General features: G+C 41.7%; 20 protein-coding genes. 1 reads left to right on the top strand and 19 read right to left on the bottom strand.

What is annotated here, in order from left to right:
• From N8M16_RS06470 to recJ, 19 genes are all read right to left on the bottom strand, one after another.
• Window positions 1-221, bottom strand: a 221-nt coding sequence (locus N8M16_RS06470; protein WP_314725822.1) for a hypothetical protein, incomplete at its 3' end; no start/stop codon positions are given.
• A 273-nt stretch (window positions 222-494) separates the two neighbouring features.
• Entirely contained in the window at window positions 495-1,184 is a 690-nt protein-coding gene (gene rplA / locus N8M16_RS06475) for a 50S ribosomal protein L1 (protein WP_001085675.1), read from the bottom strand.
• A 97-nt stretch (window positions 1,185-1,281) separates the two neighbouring features.
• Window positions 1,282-1,707 carry a 50S ribosomal protein L11 gene (rplK, locus tag N8M16_RS06480; RefSeq protein ID WP_001085807.1) on the bottom strand — a complete coding sequence of 142 codons (426 nt, stop codon included), beginning with the start codon at window positions 1,705-1,707 and terminating at the stop codon, window positions 1,282-1,284.
• A gap of 122 nt (window positions 1,708-1,829) precedes the next feature.
• On the bottom strand, window positions 1,830-2,546 hold the full coding sequence (ldcB, locus tag N8M16_RS06485; protein WP_261069837.1) for an LD-carboxypeptidase LdcB/DacB: 717 nt from the start codon (window positions 2,544-2,546) through the stop codon (window positions 1,830-1,832).
• A 2-nt stretch (window positions 2,547-2,548) separates the two neighbouring features.
• The gene (locus N8M16_RS06490; protein ID WP_261069838.1) at window positions 2,549-3,019 is read right to left on the bottom strand and encodes an HIT family protein; all 471 of its coding nucleotides are present in this window, start codon (window positions 3,017-3,019) and stop codon (window positions 2,549-2,551) included.
• Window position 3,020: 1 nt separating this feature from the next.
• Entirely contained in the window at window positions 3,021-4,058 is a 1,038-nt protein-coding gene (locus N8M16_RS06495; protein ID WP_261069839.1) for a M42 family metallopeptidase, read from the bottom strand.
• 97 nt (window positions 4,059-4,155) lie between these two features.
• Complete coding sequence (gene brnQ, locus N8M16_RS06500) at window positions 4,156-5,481, bottom strand: branched-chain amino acid transport system II carrier protein (RefSeq protein ID WP_261069840.1); 1,326 nt, start codon at window positions 5,479-5,481, stop codon at window positions 4,156-4,158.
• 170 nt (window positions 5,482-5,651) lie between these two features.
• The gene (locus N8M16_RS06505; protein WP_261069841.1) at window positions 5,652-5,939 is read right to left on the bottom strand and encodes a rhodanese-like domain-containing protein; all 288 of its coding nucleotides are present in this window, start codon (window positions 5,937-5,939) and stop codon (window positions 5,652-5,654) included.
• Between the two features lie 114 nt (window positions 5,940-6,053).
• Window positions 6,054-6,632 carry a uracil-DNA glycosylase family protein gene (locus tag N8M16_RS06510; protein ID WP_261069842.1) on the bottom strand — a complete coding sequence of 193 codons (579 nt, stop codon included), beginning with the start codon at window positions 6,630-6,632 and terminating at the stop codon, window positions 6,054-6,056.
• Window positions 6,633-6,685: 53 nt separating this feature from the next.
• Window positions 6,686-8,086, bottom strand: a complete 1,401-nt coding sequence (pepV, locus tag N8M16_RS06515; protein ID WP_261069843.1) for a dipeptidase PepV — start codon at window positions 8,084-8,086, stop codon at window positions 6,686-6,688.
• Window positions 8,087-8,099: 13 nt separating this feature from the next.
• The gene (locus N8M16_RS06520) at window positions 8,100-8,705 is read right to left on the bottom strand and encodes a nitroreductase family protein (RefSeq protein WP_261069844.1); all 606 of its coding nucleotides are present in this window, start codon (window positions 8,703-8,705) and stop codon (window positions 8,100-8,102) included.
• 173 nt (window positions 8,706-8,878) lie between these two features.
• A complete protein-coding gene (locus tag N8M16_RS06525; RefSeq protein WP_261069845.1) occupies window positions 8,879-9,733 on the bottom strand; it encodes a metallophosphoesterase family protein in 855 nt (284 codons plus the stop codon).
• The gene (gene uvrC, locus N8M16_RS06530; RefSeq protein WP_261069846.1) at window positions 9,723-11,570 is read right to left on the bottom strand and encodes an excinuclease ABC subunit UvrC; all 1,848 of its coding nucleotides are present in this window, start codon (window positions 11,568-11,570) and stop codon (window positions 9,723-9,725) included. Before uvrC ends, N8M16_RS06525 begins: the two co-directional genes overlap by 11 nt.
• A gap of 38 nt (window positions 11,571-11,608) precedes the next feature.
• On the bottom strand, window positions 11,609-12,310 hold the full coding sequence (locus N8M16_RS06535; RefSeq protein WP_261069847.1) for a M57 family metalloprotease: 702 nt from the start codon (window positions 12,308-12,310) through the stop codon (window positions 11,609-11,611).
• A gap of 78 nt (window positions 12,311-12,388) precedes the next feature.
• Window positions 12,389-13,621, bottom strand: coding sequence for an aminoacyltransferase (locus N8M16_RS06540; protein ID WP_261069848.1), 1,233 nt, complete (start codon window positions 13,619-13,621; stop codon window positions 12,389-12,391).
• A 4-nt stretch (window positions 13,622-13,625) separates the two neighbouring features.
• Complete coding sequence (locus N8M16_RS06545; protein WP_261069849.1) at window positions 13,626-14,849, bottom strand: peptidoglycan bridge formation alanyltransferase MurM; 1,224 nt, start codon at window positions 14,847-14,849, stop codon at window positions 13,626-13,628.
• Between the two features lie 133 nt (window positions 14,850-14,982).
• The gene (locus N8M16_RS06550) at window positions 14,983-15,762 is read right to left on the bottom strand and encodes an alpha/beta hydrolase (protein ID WP_261069850.1); all 780 of its coding nucleotides are present in this window, start codon (window positions 15,760-15,762) and stop codon (window positions 14,983-14,985) included.
• Between the two features lie 66 nt (window positions 15,763-15,828).
• Window positions 15,829-17,490: a ribonuclease J gene (locus N8M16_RS06555; protein ID WP_261069851.1), complete on the bottom strand. Its 1,662-nt coding sequence runs from the start codon at window positions 17,488-17,490 to the stop codon at window positions 15,829-15,831.
• A gap of 170 nt (window positions 17,491-17,660) precedes the next feature.
• Window positions 17,661-19,883, bottom strand: a complete 2,223-nt coding sequence (gene recJ, locus N8M16_RS06560) for a single-stranded-DNA-specific exonuclease RecJ (RefSeq protein ID WP_261069852.1) — start codon at window positions 19,881-19,883, stop codon at window positions 17,661-17,663.
• Window positions 19,884-20,059: 176 nt separating this feature from the next.
• On the opposite strand from recJ, the gene N8M16_RS06565 reads away from it, so the two are divergent.
• The gene (locus tag N8M16_RS06565) at window positions 20,060-20,818 is read left to right on the top strand and encodes an amino acid ABC transporter ATP-binding protein (protein WP_001229569.1); all 759 of its coding nucleotides are present in this window, start codon (window positions 20,060-20,062) and stop codon (window positions 20,816-20,818) included.
• Window position 20,819 lies beyond the last annotated feature (1 nt).

Below are 20,819 nucleotides of genomic sequence, written 5' to 3' on the forward strand. Positions count from 1 at the left end.
CTGACTTCGTCAGTTTTATCTGCAACCTCAAAGCTGTACTTTGAGCTGACTTCGTCAGTTTTATCTGCAACCTCAAAACAGTGTTTTGAGCTGACTTCGTCAGTTTTATCTGCAACCTCAAAGCTGTACTTTGAGCTGACTTCGTCAGTTTTATCTGCAACCTCAAAGCTGTACTTTGAGCAGCTTTCGGCTAGTTTCCTAGTTTGCTTTTTGATTTTCATCGAGTATAAAATCAATCTCATAGCTTTAACAAGTAAAAAGTGTACTATAGTAGATTGAAGTCAGACTAGTACAATACAACTTCTAAAGCATTGAGAAAAACCTTAATGTACTATTCCAGAATCCATCTACTATAATGATTAGTTTTATCAATCAAAAAAAGAAAGGACGAAATGAGTCCTTTCTAGAACTTAGCTTTTCTTCAACCCACTACAGTTGACAAAGCGACAAAAAAACGAGCACTTTCGTACTCGTCTTTGTTTATAAACTACTGATTAAAGTGAGTTTACGTCAACTTTGATACCAACACCTTGAGTAGTTGTGATAGTCAAGTTTGTTACGTAAGTTCCTTTAGCTGTAGCTGGTTTTGCTTTTTGGATTGTTTCGTTGAAAGCTTTGAAGTTTTCAACCAATTTTTCAGCTTCAAATGATACTTTACCGATGATTGCTTGAACGTTACCTGCACGGTCAGCACGGTAAGTGATTTTACCACCTTTAGACTCTTCAACTGCTTTAGCAACATCCATTGTTACAGTACCAGTTTTAGGGTTTGGCATCAAGTTACGTGGTCCAAGGACACGTCCAAGACGTCCAACAAGAGCCATCATGTCAGGTGTAGCGATAACTACGTCGAAGTCCAACCAACCGTCGTTGATTTTAGCAACAAGGTCATCTTCACCAACAAAGTCTGCACCAGCAGCTTTTGCTTCTTCAGCTTTTGCACCACGTGCGAAAACAAGAACGCGTGAAGTTTTACCAGTACCGTTTGGCAATACCATTGCTCCACGGATTTGTTGGTCAGCTTTTTTAACGTCGATGTTCAAGTTGTAAGCAACTTCTACAGTTGCATCAAATTTTGCAAAGTTAGTTTCTTTTGCAAGTGCTACAGCTTCTTCTACGCTGTATGCTTTTGTGCTGTCGATTTTCTCAAGAGCAGCACGAAGTTGTTTGCTTTTTTTAGCCATTTTCTATTCTCCTTGTAAGTGGTTCAATCGATTTTCATCTCCCACGTCACTTCTCGAAATGATGAAGTCTTGCGGGTTATATTGGGGGTGTTATTGATTAGTCAACAACAGTGAATCCCATAGAACGAGCAGTACCTTCGATCATACGCATTGCAGACTCTACGTTTGCTGCGTTCAAATCTGGCATCTTAGTTTCTGCAATTTCTTGTACTTGCGCACGAGTGACTGTAGCAACTTTAGTTTTGTTAGGTGTACCTGATCCTTTTTCAACACCTGCAGCTTTTTTCAAAAGAACAGCAGCTGGTGGTGTTTTAGTGATGAAAGTAAATGATTTATCTTCGTAAACTGAGATAACAACTGGAATGATCATACCAGCTTGGTCAGCTGTACGAGCGTTGAACTCTTTTGTGAATCCCATGATGTTGATACCAGCTTGACCAAGAGCAGGTCCAACCGGTGGAGCTGGTGTAGCTTTACCAGCAGGGATTTGCAATTTTACAAGTTTTTCGACTTTTTTAGCCATTTTTAAATCCTCCTTTGTGGTTTTGGCGGTAATTAGAGATTTTTACCTCCCACAAGTATGCTTTTCACATACCCATCTATTATACACTATTTATCTGGAATTGCAAGAGAAAAGTTTATTTTTTAATCGACGTAATCTCCGCCTTCAAATCCATAGTATTCTTCCAAACTGAGACCAGTCTCAGCAATTTCTTTGGCTTCTTTTCCGACATAACGAAGGTGCCATTCTTCAGCCATATAGCCTGTTTCCTTTTCCTTACCTTTGAGATAACGAACAACAAAGCCATAATCAGCCGCGTGATCCAAGAGCCATTGGGCCGCCTTCTCTTCTGTCACCAAATCACCATTTGTCCCAATCACATCAAAAGCCAAGCCTGTCTGGTGTTCGCTATAGCCAGGACGAGCAGAGTATCGGTCAGCTGCTGCCTTCCCATCTTGATTGACATAATCTTGATAGAGCTTGGTCTGAGTTTCATAACTTCTAAAACCACTGTAATGGTCACTGATTGGGAAACCTGCCTCTTGCATAGCTTTGATGAGTTTGACCAACTCTGCCTTGGCAGTCGGATTTTCCCCTGGATTGTAGTCTTTTGACAAAGGATAGTGTTTATTGGCTACGATGATTTCATCATATTTCCCTTGGATGCTGTAGTAGTCTCCTTTGTTAACCACTTCTGCTTTTTTCTGGGCAGCTCCTTGAGATTTACTACCGACTGTTCCATCAGTCTTGGCTGTTTGCTCTGTCTTAGCTGCGCCATCTTCATTTTTTGCTTTTTCTTGTGAACAAGCTGCTAGACTCAAGGCTAGCAAGGCTGTCAATACAAGGTATCTTTTTTTCATCTCTACTCCTTTATTTCTAATAGTTTATCTAGTTCTGACGATAAACATTTAACTAGTTTTTTAACCTCATCTGGTTTTGCTCGGCAGGTTTCTGAGGTCATTTCTTCAAAGGGAACCCACCAGACTGGCCCACGCCCCTTGAGACCGTGACCATTCATATCACCTGTTCGTCTAGGAAACAGATGCCAATGAAGATGGGCATCACCATTTCCTAGCAGTTCGATATTCATTTTCTCAGCAACAAAGGCCTTAGCAACTGCCTCTTGAACCACACTCATTTCCTCTAGAAAACGGATTCTAGTTTCCTTCTCTAAATGATGCAATTCGGTGACGTGTTCCTTGGCTAGAAAGAGACTATATCCTGCAAAATACTGGTGGTCTCCAACCACAAGGTAGCCTGTTTCCAACTCTCTTACAAAGTAAGGATTTTTCCCAGCTTTGATGAGGTCAATTCTCTGGCAAATCAGGCACATATTAGTCTACCAATGCGCTCTTAAGGTAAGCATCAACCATACGTTCCGTTGCGACCACCGAATCAATATGGGTACGCTCATAAGAATGACTAGATTCGATACCAGCACCGAGAAGGGCGTGTTTGACTTCTGCACCTGCAGACATAGCCGCTGAAGCATCCGATCCATAAAATGGATAGATATCCAACTTAAATGGAATATCTTGCTCTTTCGCCAATCCAACCAAGTGTTGACGGAAGTCATAGTGATAAGGACCTGAAGCATCCTTGACGCAGATAGACACTGTATATTCATCTGTCTGCTGGTCATCGCCCATAGCTCCCATATCCACAGCTAGATATTCTACTACCTGAGCAGGAATATTAGAGTTAGCACCGTGTCCCACTTCTTCAAAGACTGAAAAAGCAAAATGGGTTGTTACTGGCAATTCAATCTTCTCTTCCTTATAAATACGAAGCAGGTTAAGCAAAATCGCTGCGCTGACCTTGTCATCCAAATGACGAGACTTGATAAAACCTGTCTCTGTCACGACAGTTCGTGGGTCAAAACTGATAAAATCACCGACCTCAATCCCAAGAGCACGAGTTTCTTTCTCATTGGTCACTTTTGCATCCAAACGCACTTCCATATTGTCCTGCGTGCGTTCTGCAGTCCCAGCATCCTTGTAGACATGACAAGAAGTCTGGTGAATGAGGATGGTACCTGGTACTTTTTGACCTGTGCTAGCCACATGAACGGTACAGTTTTCTCCTTCAATCATGTTCCAAGGAAAACCACCGATACGGTCCAATTTAAGACGGCCGTCTGGTTTGACAGCACGGACAATAGCACCCAGCGTATCTACATGGGCAGTCACATAGCGATGCTCTTCATCATTTTGACCTTTAATAGTTACATTGACACCACCTTTGGCTGTGCGAACCGGTTGGTAACCGAAACCTTCTAGAGTCTCGACTAGATAATCCGAAATCTCACGAGTGAAGCCCGTTGGCGACGCAATGGCTGTCAGTTCTTTGATATATTCTACTGTTTGATTCATTTCTTCACCTCTTTTGCTACCTATTATAACACATTTATCATCGGATAAAAAAAGAAAACCACCCCTGTAGACTTGGCTACAAAAGTGATTTTAGTGATTATTCCATTTCAAAAACATCGCTTTCTTGCTTGTTTGGTAAAACCATTGAGAGCAAGATTCCGACAATGGCTGGCACCAACCATGGGAGTGATGCCTTAGCAAAAGGAAGAGCGTTGACAAGATTTGCAAGAAACTCAACTTTAAATGAGCTTCCTAGTACGCTTGCAATGGCGATGGCTGTAACCACAGCAATTGTCAACTGCATACCTGGTTTTGAAAGAGCCACAAATTTATTGACAATGACAATCATAACGATGGCAATCGTGATTGGATACAAGATAACCAGTACAGGGATTGAGTACTTGATAATCGCATCAAGACCCAAATTGGCAATCGCAAATCCAATCAAGGTAAAGGCTGTCGCATAAACCTTGTAGCTGATTTGTGGGAAGCGCTCATTAAAGAACTCCGCTGTTGACACAATCAGTCCAACTGTTGTTGTGAAGCAGGTTACGGTAACCATAGCTGCAAGAAATAGTTGAGCTGTTGAGCCAAAGATTTCTTGAGTGGCTTGTGACAAGATGTAAACACCTGGCGTTCCACCCTTCATCGCCTCAGCTGGTACTGGGAAATGATTTCCAAGGAAACCTAAACCGATGTAAAGAGCACTGAAAGCAAGGGCAACAACGACACCAACAACCCAAATGGTTGAAATGTATTCTTTCTTACTTGAAAATCCAAGTTGTTTCAAGGTTTGAACTGCAATTACGCTAAAGGCAACTGAAGCAAGGGCATCCAAGGTATTATAACCTTCTAGGAAACCTGTACCAAAGGCAGAAGCTTGATAAGCATCTGAAGCAGCTTGAGGACTTGTTCCACCGTATTTGAAAGCTCCTAAAACAACCAAGATAACGATCAAAATCGCAAAGACTGGCGTTAAGATACGGCCGATACGGTCCAAGATTTTTGATGGATTAAGCGAAATCAAATAGGCTGCCGCAAAATACAAAACAGTAAAGACAATCAAGCCCAGACCTTTATTTGCATCCGACAAAAGGGGGCTAATCCCGACTTCGTAAGCTGTTGTAGCTGTACGTGGGATAGCAAAGAATGGACCGATTGACAAGTAAAGAACTGAGAGGTAGAGAGTCGCAAACCAAGGCGCTACCTTTGTTGAAATCTCGTGAATATATCCTTTAGGATTGAGCGTTCCAATAATAAGGGTCAAGACAGCGATACCAACGCCTGAAAAGACAAAACCTGCGATGGCAGGAAGAAAATGTTCCCCAGATAGAGCACCTAGAGAAGGCGGAAAAATCAAGTTCCCCGCACCAAAAAATATTCCAAACAGGAGCAAACCTGTTAAGGCACCTTTTTTAGCCATGAAAATCTCCTTCATATTTATAAAATACTGACCTAGTATATCATGAATAGGAGTATGAAAAAAGCTTCACGAAGTAAATATTGAATGTTTTCAAGATTCTCAAAAATGAGAATTGTCTAAAAATAATATTCTCCTACCCAGTCCACACCAAGTAGGAGAAATTCTACTGTTTACAGTTCTTCAAAGGCTAACATGCCACCTTGAACATTGATAACTTCATAACCTTGTTCAGCTAGAAATTGACAAGCACGCGCCGATCTCATCCCAGATTTACAAATAACATAATGTAACTGATCCTTGTCCAACTGATCATAGCTATCAGCCAACTGACTCAGCGGTAGATTGTGGGCACCTTCTAAATGAAGAGTTTCAAACTCATCCATTTCTCTCACGTCCACTAGAGAAAGTTGGTCGTTTTGGTAAAGCTGGTAAAATGCGTCAAAGGTTATTTCTTTCATTCTTTTTCTCCTAATACTCTTCGAAAATCAAATTCAAACCACGTCAGCGTCGCCTTACCGTACTCAAGTACAGCCTGCGGCTAACTTCCTAGTTTGCTCTTTGATTTTCATTGACTATAAAATGGTTTTAATTCTTTTTTTCAAATCTGGCACCACTTCTGACTCAAACCAAGGATTTTTGGCCATCCAGATTTGATTTCGCGGCGAGGGGTGAACTAGTGGAAAATAGGTTGGCAAGTACTTCTGGTAATGTTTTACCCGTTCTGTCACTTTGCCACTGACTTTCTCCTGTAAATAGTAGGCTTGGGCATATTGGCCAATCAAGAGGGTCAATTGGATATCTGGTAATTCTTGCAAGAGCTGTGGATGCCATTTTTCTGCAAAATCTGCTCTCGGTGGTAAGTCTCCTGACTTACCATGTCCTGGAAAGTAGAAATCCATAGGCAGAACAGCAAAATATCCTGAATTGTAAAAGGTATCTTCATCCACACCTAGCCAGTCTCTCAGGCGGTCACCACTCTTATCTTTCCAATAAAGTCCTGCTTCTTGGGTTTTAAGCCCCGGTGCCTGACCGATGATATTGATGCGAGCAGTCTTTGGTGCTGCAAAGAGAGGCTCAATGCCACGCTCTGTATAGGTAGCATTCTGCGGATCTGCCATAATAGCCTGCTTGATTTTTTCAATTTGAGACATCTACTCTCCCTCCAAAAAGAAGTCTAAGCATACAATCTCAGACTTCTATCGTTTTATTTGATCAATTCGTAAATAGCTTCGGCATAGATTGCTGCTGCTCGGAAGAGATCATCCAAGGCGATAAATTCATTAGCTTGGTGCATGGTGTCAATTGAGTCTGGGAACATGGCACCATAGGCAACACCTCGTTCTAGCAAGCGACCAAAGGTTCCACCACCGATGACTTGCTCGTGACCTTTAAGGCCTGTTTGTTTTTCATAAACATTCAACAAGGTTTGCACAAGTGGATCTTCCATTGGCACATAGTGAGGGGTGTGACCGTGCTCAGAAAGGCTAACAGAAGCAACTGGCAAGTTTTCAAGGATTGACTTGATTTGTTCTGGACTTGTTCCTTTTGGATAGCGGATGTTAAGGGCAATGGTATTGTCAGCACTTGTTTCATCGAAGCGGAAGACGCCGGCATTCATAGAAAGAGCACCCATCTTTTCATCCACATGAGCAATCTTGAGATTTTCACCCTCATGGTCGTTCAAGAGAATTTTACCAGCGATGTCAAGGTAGTCTTTTGCTGGACCAGCAAAGTCAAACTGGCTAAGGAAGAGGGCTAGGTAAGTCGCACCATTAACACCTGAAGCAGGCATAGCACCATGGGCTGATTTACCAATGATCGTCACCTTGTATTGGCCAGCTTCTTCTTGGAGCTCTCCTCTAAGTTTGTGTTCTGCAACAAAGGCATCTAGTTTCCCTTGCAAGTCAGTCAAATCTCCTGAAACGACTGCTGTTGCTGATTCTGGTACCATATTTTCACGTAAACCACCTGTAAAGCTGTGAAGACGGGCAGCACCTGCATTTTCACCTGCAAAGTGGAGGTATTCCGTGATATTTCCTTTTTCACCATTGATGATAGGGAATTCAGCGTCTGGAGAGAAACCAAAGTCTGGTTTTGCAAGTCCTACGTGCTCGAAATAGTAGTCCATGTCTGCCCAACCTGATTCTTCATCTGTTCCAACGATGAAACGAACTTTCTTAGAAGTTGGAAGTCCCAATTCTTTGATAATTTTCAAACCATAGTAACAAGCCGTTGTAGGACCCTTGTCGTCCGAAGCCCCACGCGCATAAAGGCGACCGTCTTTGATAGTTGGTGTGTAAGGGTCTGTGTCCCAACCGCTACCAGCTGGAACCACGTCCATGTGGGCAAAGATACCGAGAACTTCTTCTCCATCACCAAACTCAAAATGTCCTGCATAGTTATCAACATTTTTAGTTGGGTAGCCATCACGGTCTGCAATTTCAAGGAATTTCTCCAAAGCTTTTACCGGCCCAGGTCCAAATGGATGCTGGGCATCAGCCTTGCTGTCATCACGTTCAGAGTTGATTTCTAAAAGGCTAAACAAGTCAGCCAAGAGGTCTTCTTTGCGTTTTTCTACTTCTGCTGTAAAATCAATTGCTGTCATTTTTTTCTTCTTCCTATCTTTTCTCGATGATTTCATCTACTGGCAAGCGGTAGCTTGGTTCCAATTTTTCGTCTGTGTAACCCACTGTAATCAAAAGTTCTGGGCGGAAACGGTCTTCAATTTCCAAAACCTCATTGACTTTTGATTTGTCAAATCCAAGGGTCAAATTTGATCCGATTCCTTGGTCTGTAAGAGCCAAAACCAAGTTCATAGCAACCAAACCTGCATTGAGAGCTAGGTAGTCGCTGACTTGTTGTTCATTGTAGCGGGCAAATTCAGCAGGCAAATTCTTCATAAAATATTGAAGTTGCTCTTCTGAGAAATTGTTAGCACCACCAACTCGGGCAATCTTACGAGCACGTTTAGCCAAATCTGTGTCTGTAAACAAGGCAATAGTTACAGGCGCTGATGATACCTGTTCATAGTTTGAACCGTAAGCCAATTTTGCTAGTTCGGCATTTTTCTCACGTACCACCACAAATTTCCAAGGCTGGCTGTTGTGGGCACTTGGTGCCAAGGTTGCAATTTCGATAGCCGTACGCACATCCTTAGGATCAACTGGCTTATCAGTGAAATGCTTAGTCGCATGACGTTTTTTATTTAATTCAAGAAATTTCATAATCGATTTCCTTTTCTAATTCTACTGCTTCCATTCTACCATAATTTGAAAGAGCTTGCAGAGATTTTTCGTAGAAACAAACTGGAACAAGGATAAGCAACCGAATGAAGAAAACCATTTAAATCAGGAATCCCCTCATCCAGTTCCAATTAATTTTCAGCTGCTTAAAGAAACTAGTCCATCTTATATTCTGACTTTATAGCCTCCAAGAAATTCTTCACATCCTCTACATACCCATGCTTTTCTATTAAATTGGCTAAGAGTTTCAGATTGTGCCCCTGATAGTTATCTTCACGTCGTAGCTCTTCATACATTTCGATAAAAGGAAGCCCCTTGAATTTGGCCAACTCCAACTCCGCTTCATAGTCATAAGCGACTTTACGAAATAGGATATTTACCAATTCCCCATCTTCAACTTCTATCACGGCATACTGGGCACGGTGATTTTTTAACGCCTCCCAATTAAAATAGGGCATGCCAATCGACCCTGGATTGATGATTTGTTGCCCTTGACTGCCGTAACGAAGCAACTGCTTGTGGACATGACCATAGACTGCCACGTCCGTTTCCTCATCTAGCAGTTGGTCAAATTTTTCTGTATCATTCCCAACCAACAAGTCACCCCCATAATTTTTGTCAGGTAAATTATGAGAGATAGAAAAGCGCAACCCAGCAACCTCTTTCTTTTCCAGCAAAGGCAAACTTCGTAGCCAGACAATCGTTGCAGGCTCCATTCGCTCCATCAAAAACTGGGTCATGCGCATTGACTGGATTTCTTTCGGATGTTCCAAACCATATTCGCCATCCAAGGCCTCAAGGACACGATCATCCCAATTTCCTCGAACACTGGCTGTGATAGGAAGGTCCTTTAGCAGGGCGACTAAGTCATTTGCGCCTGGACCAGGAAGAAAAATATCTCCCAGAAGCCAGTATTCACTGACCCCTTGATTTTTAGCATCTGCAATCACTGCTTCTAAAGCCGTCGCATTTCCATGAATATCTGATAAAATTGCGATTTTATGTTTCATTGTGGTTTCCTTCCATTTGGTAATCTACTCTTTCTTCTGCCACTTGAGGCAAGGTTTCTGTTTCATGCGGGTTCAACTTGTTTTGCACAGCCTCTGCGACAAGTCTCGGCACTCCAACTTCGACAATCTCATCCACACTGGCTTCCTTGATTTTGGTTAGAGACTTGAAATGCTTCATGAGATTCTGCTTGCGTTTAGGTCCTAGACCATCAATACCATCCAATTGGGATGAAAAGGAATTTTTGGAGCGTAGTTGACGGTGGAAAGTGATGGCAAAGCGGTGGACCTCGTCCTGAATGCGTTGGAGGAGGAAAAATTCCTGAGAATTGCGAGACAACTCCACCACTTCAAGCGGATCTCCAAAGAGCAATTCATGAGTTTGGTGCTTATCATTCTTTTGCAGACCTGCAATGGGGATATCCAAACCTAGTTCCTCTTGGATGACTTGCTTGGCGATATTGACTTGACCTTGTCCCCCATCAATGACAATCAAATCTGGAGGAGTCAAACCGTCACGCTGTACTCGACCATAGCGCCTGCGAATGACTTCTCTCATACTCGCATAGTCGTCTGGCCCGACTACGGTCTTGATTTTATACTTACGGTAATCCTTCTTACTAGGTTTGCCGTTGACAAAGACTACCATGGCTGAAACAGGGCTAGTTCCCATGATGTTGGAGTTATCGAAGGACTCGATACGGACAGGGGTCGGGATTTGGAGCAAACGTCCTAGATTTTCAATAGCTCCTTGTGTCTTTTCGACAGATTTCTCTAGCAGGTTGAATTTCTGCTCTAGACTGACTCGAGCATTCTTTATAGCCAAATTGACCAGTTGCTTTTTCTCTCCACGCTGGGGTTTAACAATCTTAGTATCTACCAAAGCCTTGACAGCTTCTTCGTCAATATCCTGCGGAATCAGCACCTCATTGGGAACTAGATGAGATTTTTCTTGATAAAATTGTCCTACATAGGTCAAGAAATCCTCATCCGGATCATTGTAATAGGGAAAGAGATTGACATCCCGCTCAATAAGCTTGCCCTGACGGACAAAGAAAACCTGAACACACATCCAACCCTTATCCACATAGTAGCCAAAGACATCGCGATTTTGGAGATCCTTAGCCATGACCCGTTGCTTGGTTCGAAGCGTTCCAATGGCCTGAATCAGGTCACGGTATTCCGCTGCACGTTCAAATTCCATAGTCTGGGCTGCCGTTGCCATCTTGCCCTTGAGGTCATTGATGATTTTATCATCTTGCCCTTTCAGAAAATCAGAAACCTCCTGAGCCATAGACTTGAAGTAGGCCTCATCCTTCTTACAGATAGTATGGGCCATACATTGACCGATATGGTAGTAAAAACAGACCTTAGAGGGTGGATTGGTACACTTACGAAAAGGGAAAATCCGATCCAGTAGCCGCTTGATTTCATTTGCTGCCCCTACATCTGGATAGGGACCAAAGTAGAGACCACCGTCCTTTTTGACCTGACGGGTGATAATCAAACGAGGATAACGCTCATTGGTGATTTTGATGAAGGGATAGGACTTGTCATCCTTGAGCATGATATTGTACTTGGGCTTATTTTCCTTGATGAGGTTAATTTCTAGGAGAAGCGCTTCGATATTGGACTCAGTGACGATAAATTCAAAATCCACAATCTCAGACACCAGAGCTTCCGTCTTAGTATCGTGACTTCCACGAAAATAGGACCGCACGCGGTTACGCAGATTTTTAGCCTTTCCTACATAGATAATGGTGCCGTTTTTATCCTTGTGAATATAGCAACCAGGGCTGGTCGGCAAGAGCTCTAGTTTTGATTTAATCAAGTTGTTCATAGTTCCATTATAGCAAAAAAGTAGGGAAAGATAGTCCCCTACTCATTGGTCTCATATATTTTTCGAAGGTTTGCAACATCCTCTTCCTGAATACCGTAAAAAGAACCAGCTGGTTGCATCACAGACTTCTCATCTGTATGGTCCAAGCCGATCGCATGCCCCAACTCATGTTCTGCCGTATGGACAATGCGCTCATAGGAATAACCATAGTCTGGATTGGACAAATAATAATGATTCAACCGCACCGTTACAGATAAGAATTGCCCTGTCAAGAGATTGGTCTGACTTTCTGCCTCTCCTGCCACAGGAGTACCTCCGTCATTCATCTCCGTAGCCAAGATATCTGCCTTGCTGGACTCGGTGACAATTTCAAAGTTAAAAGCACCAGTTTGATTCCAATTCTGAATTGCTTCTACATAAACTTCTTGAAATCCTGAATCCATCTGCGGATCTAGGTAAATACGAGCAGAGGCCTGTGGCCACCTTCCTTCAGAGTGTTGGTGGCTATCTGTCTGGTTCAACTTAGGCAGTTGCCCTGTTTTTTCCCATTGGTCGATACTTTGTTTACCAACCTTGACTGACCGTTCTGCTTGCTTTAGCGCTCCTTGAAAATCACCGTTCAGATACCAGAGAAGTCCAAAAGCAAAAGTACACAAAAGAAAAGCTATCCAAACTAGACGCCAAAACAAACGCCACACAAAACAAAAGAAAGCCCCTATCAAACGAAAAATCCAGCGCATATCCTTCCACCTTTCTAGCAAATAAAGTCTATTTTACTAAAACAAGCTGAAAGAAAGCTAAAGACCAATTTTCTTATCTTAGCGTCCTAATATTTTTTTGAGTAACTGAATAGCTTTATATTTTAGGGGAGATGGATAATAACGGAAAGTTCCTGCTTTACGTACAATATAACCATTAAAATTTTGTTTAAAACGTAAAACACCATCACTACCATCAAAAATCCCTTGAATCCCTAGAAAGTTGTATTTAGGGATCCCACGTTTTATGCTTTCCAACATAACATATTTCTGAAGCAAAGCTGGTGCATAAAATTTATTAAACTCAGTATAGGAACCACTAAAAAGATAGGTCGTTTCTTGAGGCATATAAATAAATAAACTACCTGCTAAGACAAGATCTTTCTCTCCATATTTTTTAATCAACTCTCGTGCTTCTGCTTTTCGAACTTCAAAGCTTTCATACTGCCTAGCCAACTCTTTGTGTTCTTTTTTCTTTTGTGCAGAATCTGGATATTGTTCTAATAAGAGTAATGAGGTAGCTATTTTTTCAGATAATTCTTTTTGCTTATGTATTAAATTTTGTATATATTCTCCTAAATTTAGAATAGCAATTACAAACTCGGCTTTTTCTCCAAAAGAGTCATAAAAATGCTCATAATATTCTAAACTTTTATCACTATATTCTCGACGTTCAGAGGTTGTTTTTGTTATATCTTTAAAAATTGAAAGTTCTTCACAATTTAATTTTTTCAACTGAATACCAAATGTATCAGCCTTTTTCACCAAAGCTTTCCCCTTTTTACTAAAACTGTTAAGCAAGGTCTTTTCAGTTAGCTCATTCAAATCTTTACAATATAACCAATCCGGTTCTCCACCTGGGTAACCTGTTTTTAAACCATCAAATTGATAACCTAAATCAGTCAAATCTTGAATAATACTTTTTTTCTCAGCATCTATTGGATTACCTTCACCATCAAAAGTTTGATAAGTTTCATAAGGTTTTACAAGCAACTCTAATACACCATTTTGCTTGGCATATTCTTTTAACTCCGCATAAAAAACTGGGAGAGCATCTTGTTGGGTATAAATCGGCCCCGAATTGATCTCCATATGTAGGCCACCCAGCATGGGCAAGCTATAAACCAGAGCTGCAACTTGAATTTCTCCTTCTTGTTTCAATGCAAGATAAACAATTCGAGCCCCTCTTTTTTCTAACAAGTCCCCCATCTGGACAGATTGCATAAAAGAACGAGAAGAGACCTGATCAGAATAAGCTTGAAATTCTTCTTTTGTGAGTGTAATTAATGCCATGTACTTACCTTCTATGATGTTTTGTTCTTAATGCCTTGCGAAAATCAAGAGCGATTCTTAACAGAGAATAAAGAGGATGGGTGGGCATTGTAAACTCACCCAAGTATTCTTCAATCGTTGGATTAAATTTTTCCTTAAAATGGTAAAGTCCACCATTGAGAGAGTTTTCAACACCACCTAAATTTTGCCACACCATACCTCGCTCAAAGGCATAGCGAGCTGTTTCATACCAAGTTAAAATTGGTGCATTATAACGTTTAAACGCATCATCCATACCAGCATATAGATTAACAGAGGTATTACCAAATTCCAAACTCAAAGTAGCTGCTAAAGGAATGTTTGATTTTTCTTCATTCAGATATCTCTGCAAGAAATCTCTTTCTTCTACCAAACGCTCTTTTTCCTTCTTCTGGGCTTCTACTTTTGAAGTTCGAGTCGACTCAGTAAACGCCTCTTCCAACGCTAAGTTTTTCGCTAACTGTTCTTCTAATTCTCGTAAACGCTTAGCGATATCCAGAGTAGCCAGCGTAATGTAGGCCTTGTCCTTAAAATTATCTAACAATTTTTTATAATAGGCTTCATTCCTCAAATGGATATCTTTTCGCTTCTCAGTTTTTTTCATCAAAAACGAGAAAGATTCTAACAATTCATCTCTACCAATCTGAATCTCTACACCCTTATTTCGAGCGGATCGAATAGCTTGTTTTGTTGACTTGCAAAGTTTATCTTCTGTAAAATTTTCCTTGTATACTTTTGCCTGAATACGAGGCTGAATGGTATCTCCCATTCCATCGGTCTTTCCTGACCACCTTACTCCCATTCTTTGCAAATTTTCAATAATAGCCATATTTTCAGGATATTCTATTTTTTCATGCTTGATTGAACTTTGCGATAGGCAAATACTTGGGTCAAAAATCACAAAAATCGCTCTCTTGCTTCGAGCATAGGACTTAATGGATTGAAGAACAAAGTTCAGGAGTTCAGTATCCTTATAATCTAAAATAGGACCTCTAGGGATATAAAACATTCTATAGCCTAGAGGAAGAGTTTTAATCAAAATACTAGCTGTAGCCAGTAATTTGTCTCCTCGGTAGACGCCAAACTTTTCATGTTGCCAATCAGACTTAACCTCTTCCCAAGCACTACTTTGTAATACATTGACTAATTCATGGTCTTTAACAAACTGATCATATTCTAATGTGGGAATGCCAATTTGATAACGATACATTTCTTACTCTCTTTCCAACTATAATAGAATTTAACTACTATTCTACTACTTTCGTTTAGAAAGTCTAGTAAAAACATATTTTAGTTTCTATTCCATAGAAGACATGGTTATTGAAAGAGTAATACAAACTAAACTAGCTTAATCTCTCTTCTAATTTGAAATCGATTGGCAGAGTTGCTAGAAACCGTTCCAATTGTTTTTCCCAGTAATACCATTCGTGAGTTCCAGCGCTATGGCTATAGGTCACATCAAAACCTAATTTTTTGAGATTTTTCACTGCTAGATTATTGGCTTCGTACAAGAAATCCTGCTCGCCACACCAAGCCCAAAGTTTGGTCTTTTTATCCGATTTTTTAGCCAGACTTTCTAGAGAATAGGTGCTAGTTGTCCAGTCTTTAATCTCTCCAAAAACACCTCTCCAATAAGCTGGTGTTCCCAAATCTTGGCTTTCAGGAGAAAAATCTTGAAAGCTGAGAGCACCTGAAAAACTAGCTGCATGAGAAAAACGATTTGTAGCAAGAGCCAATTTGAAACAGCCATAGCCTCCCATAGAAAGGCCAGCGATAAAGGTCTTTTCACGCTTGCTAGTCATATTAGGGAAGAAGCGTTTCAGAACCTGTGGCAATTCCTCTGCTAGAGCTGTGTAATAGTCAAAACCATACTGAGTATCGGTATACCAACCGTTGCTGGTATTGGGCATGACGACGATAAGATTGGTTCCTCGAAGTAAGCGTTCTACATTGGTTCGCTTGAGCCAACTATTATGATTGCCAGACATCCCGTGCAAAAGGTACAAAACGGGAATATCTTCACACTCTGGTTCTTCCACTCGATTGGCATCAGGATAGAGGACATTCACTCCCCACTCCATATCTAAAACTTGTGAGTAATACTCGATTTTCATTACTGCCATAATTTTTCCTCTATTTTTCTATAAGAAAAATCCGAAACTCGACTTTCTCTCTGTTTATTTCAACGATTATTTTGCTTCCATGACTACCGGTAAAATAGCTGGACGACGCTTAGTCTGGTCAAAGAGATACTTGGTCAGATTATCACGAACCTTCCCTTTGAGATCTGCCCAGTCAAAATCATCTCCTTGAAGATAGTCTTCTACCGTTTGGTTAATCAATTCAGAACTTTCACGGAGAATATCGCGACTCTTCTTGAGATAAACAAATCCACGTGTGTGCACACGAGCCTTGGCCACAATTTTCTTCTCACGACGGTTAACGGTAATTGCGACGATGAAAATACCATCCTCTGACAAGACCTTACGGTCACGAAGGACCACATTTCCAACATCACCGATGGCATTTCCGTCAATCAAGACATCACCTGCCGAAACTGCTCCAGCTGGGACAAAGTCTCCATTCTCATAGGCCATGCTAGTTCCCTTTTTGGGAATGAAAATGCGTTCTGGCAACATCCCAACTGCCATAGCAGCCTTAGCATGAGCATCTAACTCACGGTATTCCCCTTGAATTGGGAAGAGATACTTGGGTTGCAAGAGATTAATCATCAATTGCAAGTCACGCGCATTTCCATGCCCTGACACACGCAAGCTTTGAGTGATCAGTTTGACAACACCTCCAGCTTGGTAAATCATGTTTTCCACACGCGCCATAACTGCTTCTTTGGCGATAGACGGAGTGGTTACGATATAGACCAAATCACCGTCCTTGATTTCCACATAACGGTGGCGACCAATCGACATCTTACGAAGACCGTTGATTGGCTCACCCATACGACCTGTCTCAAGGATAATTAACTCATGGTCTTCAAAACGAGACATATCTTTCGGCTTAATCAAAAGACTCTCGTTAGCTAGAGACAATTTCTTGAGACGAATAGCCGTGCGGACGATATTTTCAATATCAAATCCTGTCAAGACCACACGACGGCCTGTTGCATCCGCAGCGTCAAACACCTGCTGGATACGAGAGAGGTTGCTGGCTACCGCCGCAACAATGATACGACCATCCCAGTCCGAAATGGTTTGAGTAATTTCATCCCCAACTTCACTTTCACTAGCCACTTGGATATTGCTATCTGCATTGGCTGAATCGCTAAGAAGAGCTAGAACTCCATCACGTCCGATTTCTGCCAAACGAGCGAAGTCTGTTGCATAGGATTCACTAGCTGTCTGGTCAAATTTGAAGTCACCTGTATAAACGATGCTACCTTCAGCTGTCTTCAAGACAACACCCAGACTTTCTGGGATAGAGTGGGTTGTACGGAAGAAGGACACCACAGTTCCTCCAAAATCAATCTCTGTATCCTCATCAATGACATGAAAATCATTGAATTTCTTAACCGTTTCATTTCCCTTGACAAAGAGTTTTGCCAACTCAATAGTCAACTCAGACCCAAATACAGGCACCTTGGCTTCAGCCAGGAGATAAGGCAGAGCACCAATGGCATCCGCATGGCCGTGGGTCAAGAAGACTCCTGCGATACGGTCGCTATTTTCAAAAAGGTAGTCCATATTTGGAATAACTACGTCCACTCCTAGTTGTTCATTTTCAGGGTATTTCAGACCTGCATCCAAAACGAAAATAGACCCATCGATTTCAGCGATATACATATTTTTCCCGTTTTCACGTACACCACCAAGTGTTGTTAAACTGATATTACTCATTTTTCCTCCGAAAGCTTAATTTATCTTGATTATAGGGTTACTTACCCTTTTATTCTAAAAGTACTACTTTTAGCCGAATCTTTTCCTACCATTATACCATTTTTTTAATGATTTTCAAAATGAAGATTTGTTTTCAAAAAAGAGCTGGTTTCCCAACTCTTTCCTATCTGCTATTCTTTTTCCATTAAAAAGCCATAAATTTCTTGCACGGTACCCAACGCCATCATTTCTTGGTCTTTGACTGTTTGTTTGAGATTTTGGTAAATCTGACTTTCTCCGATTTCCCGCTTTGGTGCCTCTTTATTGACTGTCATGACACCATCTTTGATGGTCACAAAACCTAGCTCTTCAAATACTTGAATCATCTTGACCAGCAAGATTTGTTGGATATTAAGATAAGTAGCCAAATCTTTCAGCTTGTAGCGAATATCAAACTCTGGAAACTGGTAGATGGTCTTGTACAATTTGGCAAACTGCTCTCTCGTTCCATATCCCGTCAAATAGTAGGCCTTGTCAATATCATTCTTGAAATAAACAGCAGAGAAATTCTGTTCTTGAAAAATGGTCTTAAGCAGGGTAATATCCTCAGGTATGGTTTTTACGACAACCGCTTCACTATCTGCCAGATTCGTCAGTTCCCCAGAGAAATCCAAGACTGGAACTCCTTCTGGCAAGACTGCATTCTTCCCACGGATGTTAAAAAGTTGAACACCCTCTACACGCGCATCCACCATCATCAACTGGAGGGCAGTTTGGCCATTCCATTGGTTGACAGACAATTTGACTGCCAGCTCTAGATTCTTGGTTTGAGAAAACTCTGTTGCCCATCTGCCTTGGCCAAAGGCTACCACTTCAAAACTCGCCTCGCCTTTAGAAATTTTCAACTTGAGATGAGCATTGCCTGCCCCCATAGTACGGGCACTTTCGACCTGAAAATCCTTTATATAAAAGATAGGTTTCTGATTGTCCATGCCAAAAGGTGCCAAACGTTCAAAACTTTTGACCGTTTCCAAGCTAAGTGTCTCCAAATCCAGTTCTTCATCTAGATTTAACTTGTTCTTGCCAGCAGCATCTGCGCCTTTTTCACGGACATAATCTTCCAAAACCTGAGATAAATCTGAGAGTTTCTCCACTTCCAGAGTCATCCCTGCTGCACCAGCATGGCCACCAAAGGCGATAAAGAGGTCTCGATGGGGATCCAGAGCCTCAAAAATATCCACCGCTTCCACACTACGAGCACTACCCTTGGCACGACCGTCTTCTACATTAAGAACGATGACTGTCTGCCCTAGCTCTTCCAACAAACGACCAGCCACGATTCCTAGAACTCCAGGATTCCAGCCTTCCTTAGCCAAGACTTGGACCTTCTTCCCAGGGTCCACCATGGTCTTAGCTTCTTCATAGATAGACTGGACGATTTCCTTGCGCTCTTCGTTTTTCTGATGAATCATGAGAGCAATCTCATGCGCTTCCTCATCATCAAAGCCAGTCAGCAAATCAATGGCAGGATTGGGATCATCCAAACGGCCCAAGGCATTCAAACGAGGGGCAATCTGGAAACCCACCGTTTCTTCTGTTACTTCGTTGGCAGCAATCCCAGCCATGTCCAGCATTTCTTGTAGACCAATGCGTTGAGTATGTCCCAGCATTTCTAGACCATATTGAACCAAGATACGGTTTTCATCCGTCAAACTAACCATATCTGCAATGGTACCAATAGCGACCAAATCAAGCAATTCCACTTGTACTTCTTCTAACAGGGCACAAGCCAGCTTGAAAGCCACTCCACAACCAGCCAAATATTTGAAAGGATAGTCCGCATCCGGATGTTCAGGATGGACAATGGCATAGGCATCTGGTAAGGTTTCAGGCATGGAATGGTGGTCAGTCACAATGACATCTACTCCCATAGACTGGGCCAATTCAATAGCCTCATGACCAGCAACTCCATTATCCACTGTCACAATCAAGGAAATTCCTTCTTGCTCGATAAAATATTTGTAAACACTGGCATTAGGTCCATAACCGTCGGTAAAACGATTGGGCAGATAAACCCGGCACTCAGCACCAAGCTGTTCCAAACTTTCCTTAACAATCGAAGCCGAAGTCATACCATCCGCGTCATAATCACCGTAAACGAGGATATTTTCCCCTTCTTCAATGGCCTGACGAATCCGTTCCACTGCCTTGTCCATATCATGGAGCAGATAAGGGTCGTGCAAGTCCTCCAAGGAAGGTTCTAAAAACTTCTTCAGACTTTCTTGGTTCTGAATCCCTCTTTCAAATAATAACCGAGCCACCTCAGGACCCAATCCAGCCTTCTTGGCTATCTTTGTAAAATCCGCATCTTCTACCTGCGGGGCAAACTGCCATTCATAAGTAGGTGTTATCAAAAAGACATCCACTCTTTCTAAGAATTCTATTGCTTCATTATAACATGATTTAGGCTTTTTCTCTATCCTGATTGCTTTCTACAAAAATTTTACTAACTTTTTTCTGATATGATTTGACAAGACAAATCTTTTGGTGTAGAATCATGTTATAAAATCTAACACAAAGGAGATTCCTTATGGCTTTAGTAGAATTTGAACACGTCGAAAAATATTACGGAGACTACCACGCACTCCGCGACATCAATCTCCGTTTTGAAAAAGGACAAGTTGTTGTCCTCCTTGGCCCTTCTGGTTCCGGGAAGTCAACTCTTATCCGCACCATCAATGGTTTAGAGGCTGTCGACAAAGGAAGTCTTCTAGTCAATGGTCACCAAGTTGCTGGTGCCAGCCAGAAAGATTTAGTACCGCTTCGCAAGGAAGTCGGTATGGTTTTCCAGCATTTCAACCTCTACCCACACAAAACAGTGTTAGAAAACGTAACACTTGCACCCATAAAAGTTCTAGGAATTGATAAAAAAGAAGCTGAAAAGACAGCCCAAAAATATCTGGAATTTGTAAATATGTGGGACAAGAAAGATTCTTATCCAGCCATGCTATCCGGTGGACAAAAACAACGAATCGCCATTGCTCGTGGACTCGCCATGCATCCGGAACTTCTCCTCTTTGATGAACCAACATCTGCTCTTGATCCTGAAACCATCGGCGATGTTCTAGCAGTTATGCAAAAATTAGCCCACGATGGTATGAATATGATTGTCGTTACCCATGAAATGGGCTTTGCCCGTGAAGTTGCGGACCGCATCATCTTTATGGCTGACGGGGAAGTTTTGGTGGATACGACAGATGTCGATGACTTTTTCGATAACCCAAGCGAACCACGTGCCCAACAATTCCTCAGCAAAATCATCAACCACGAAAGTGACAAAGTCAAATAAG

The organism is Streptococcus mitis, from assembly GCF_946188375.1.
Lineage (GTDB): Bacteria > Bacillota > Bacilli > Lactobacillales > Streptococcaceae > Streptococcus > Streptococcus mitis_CX.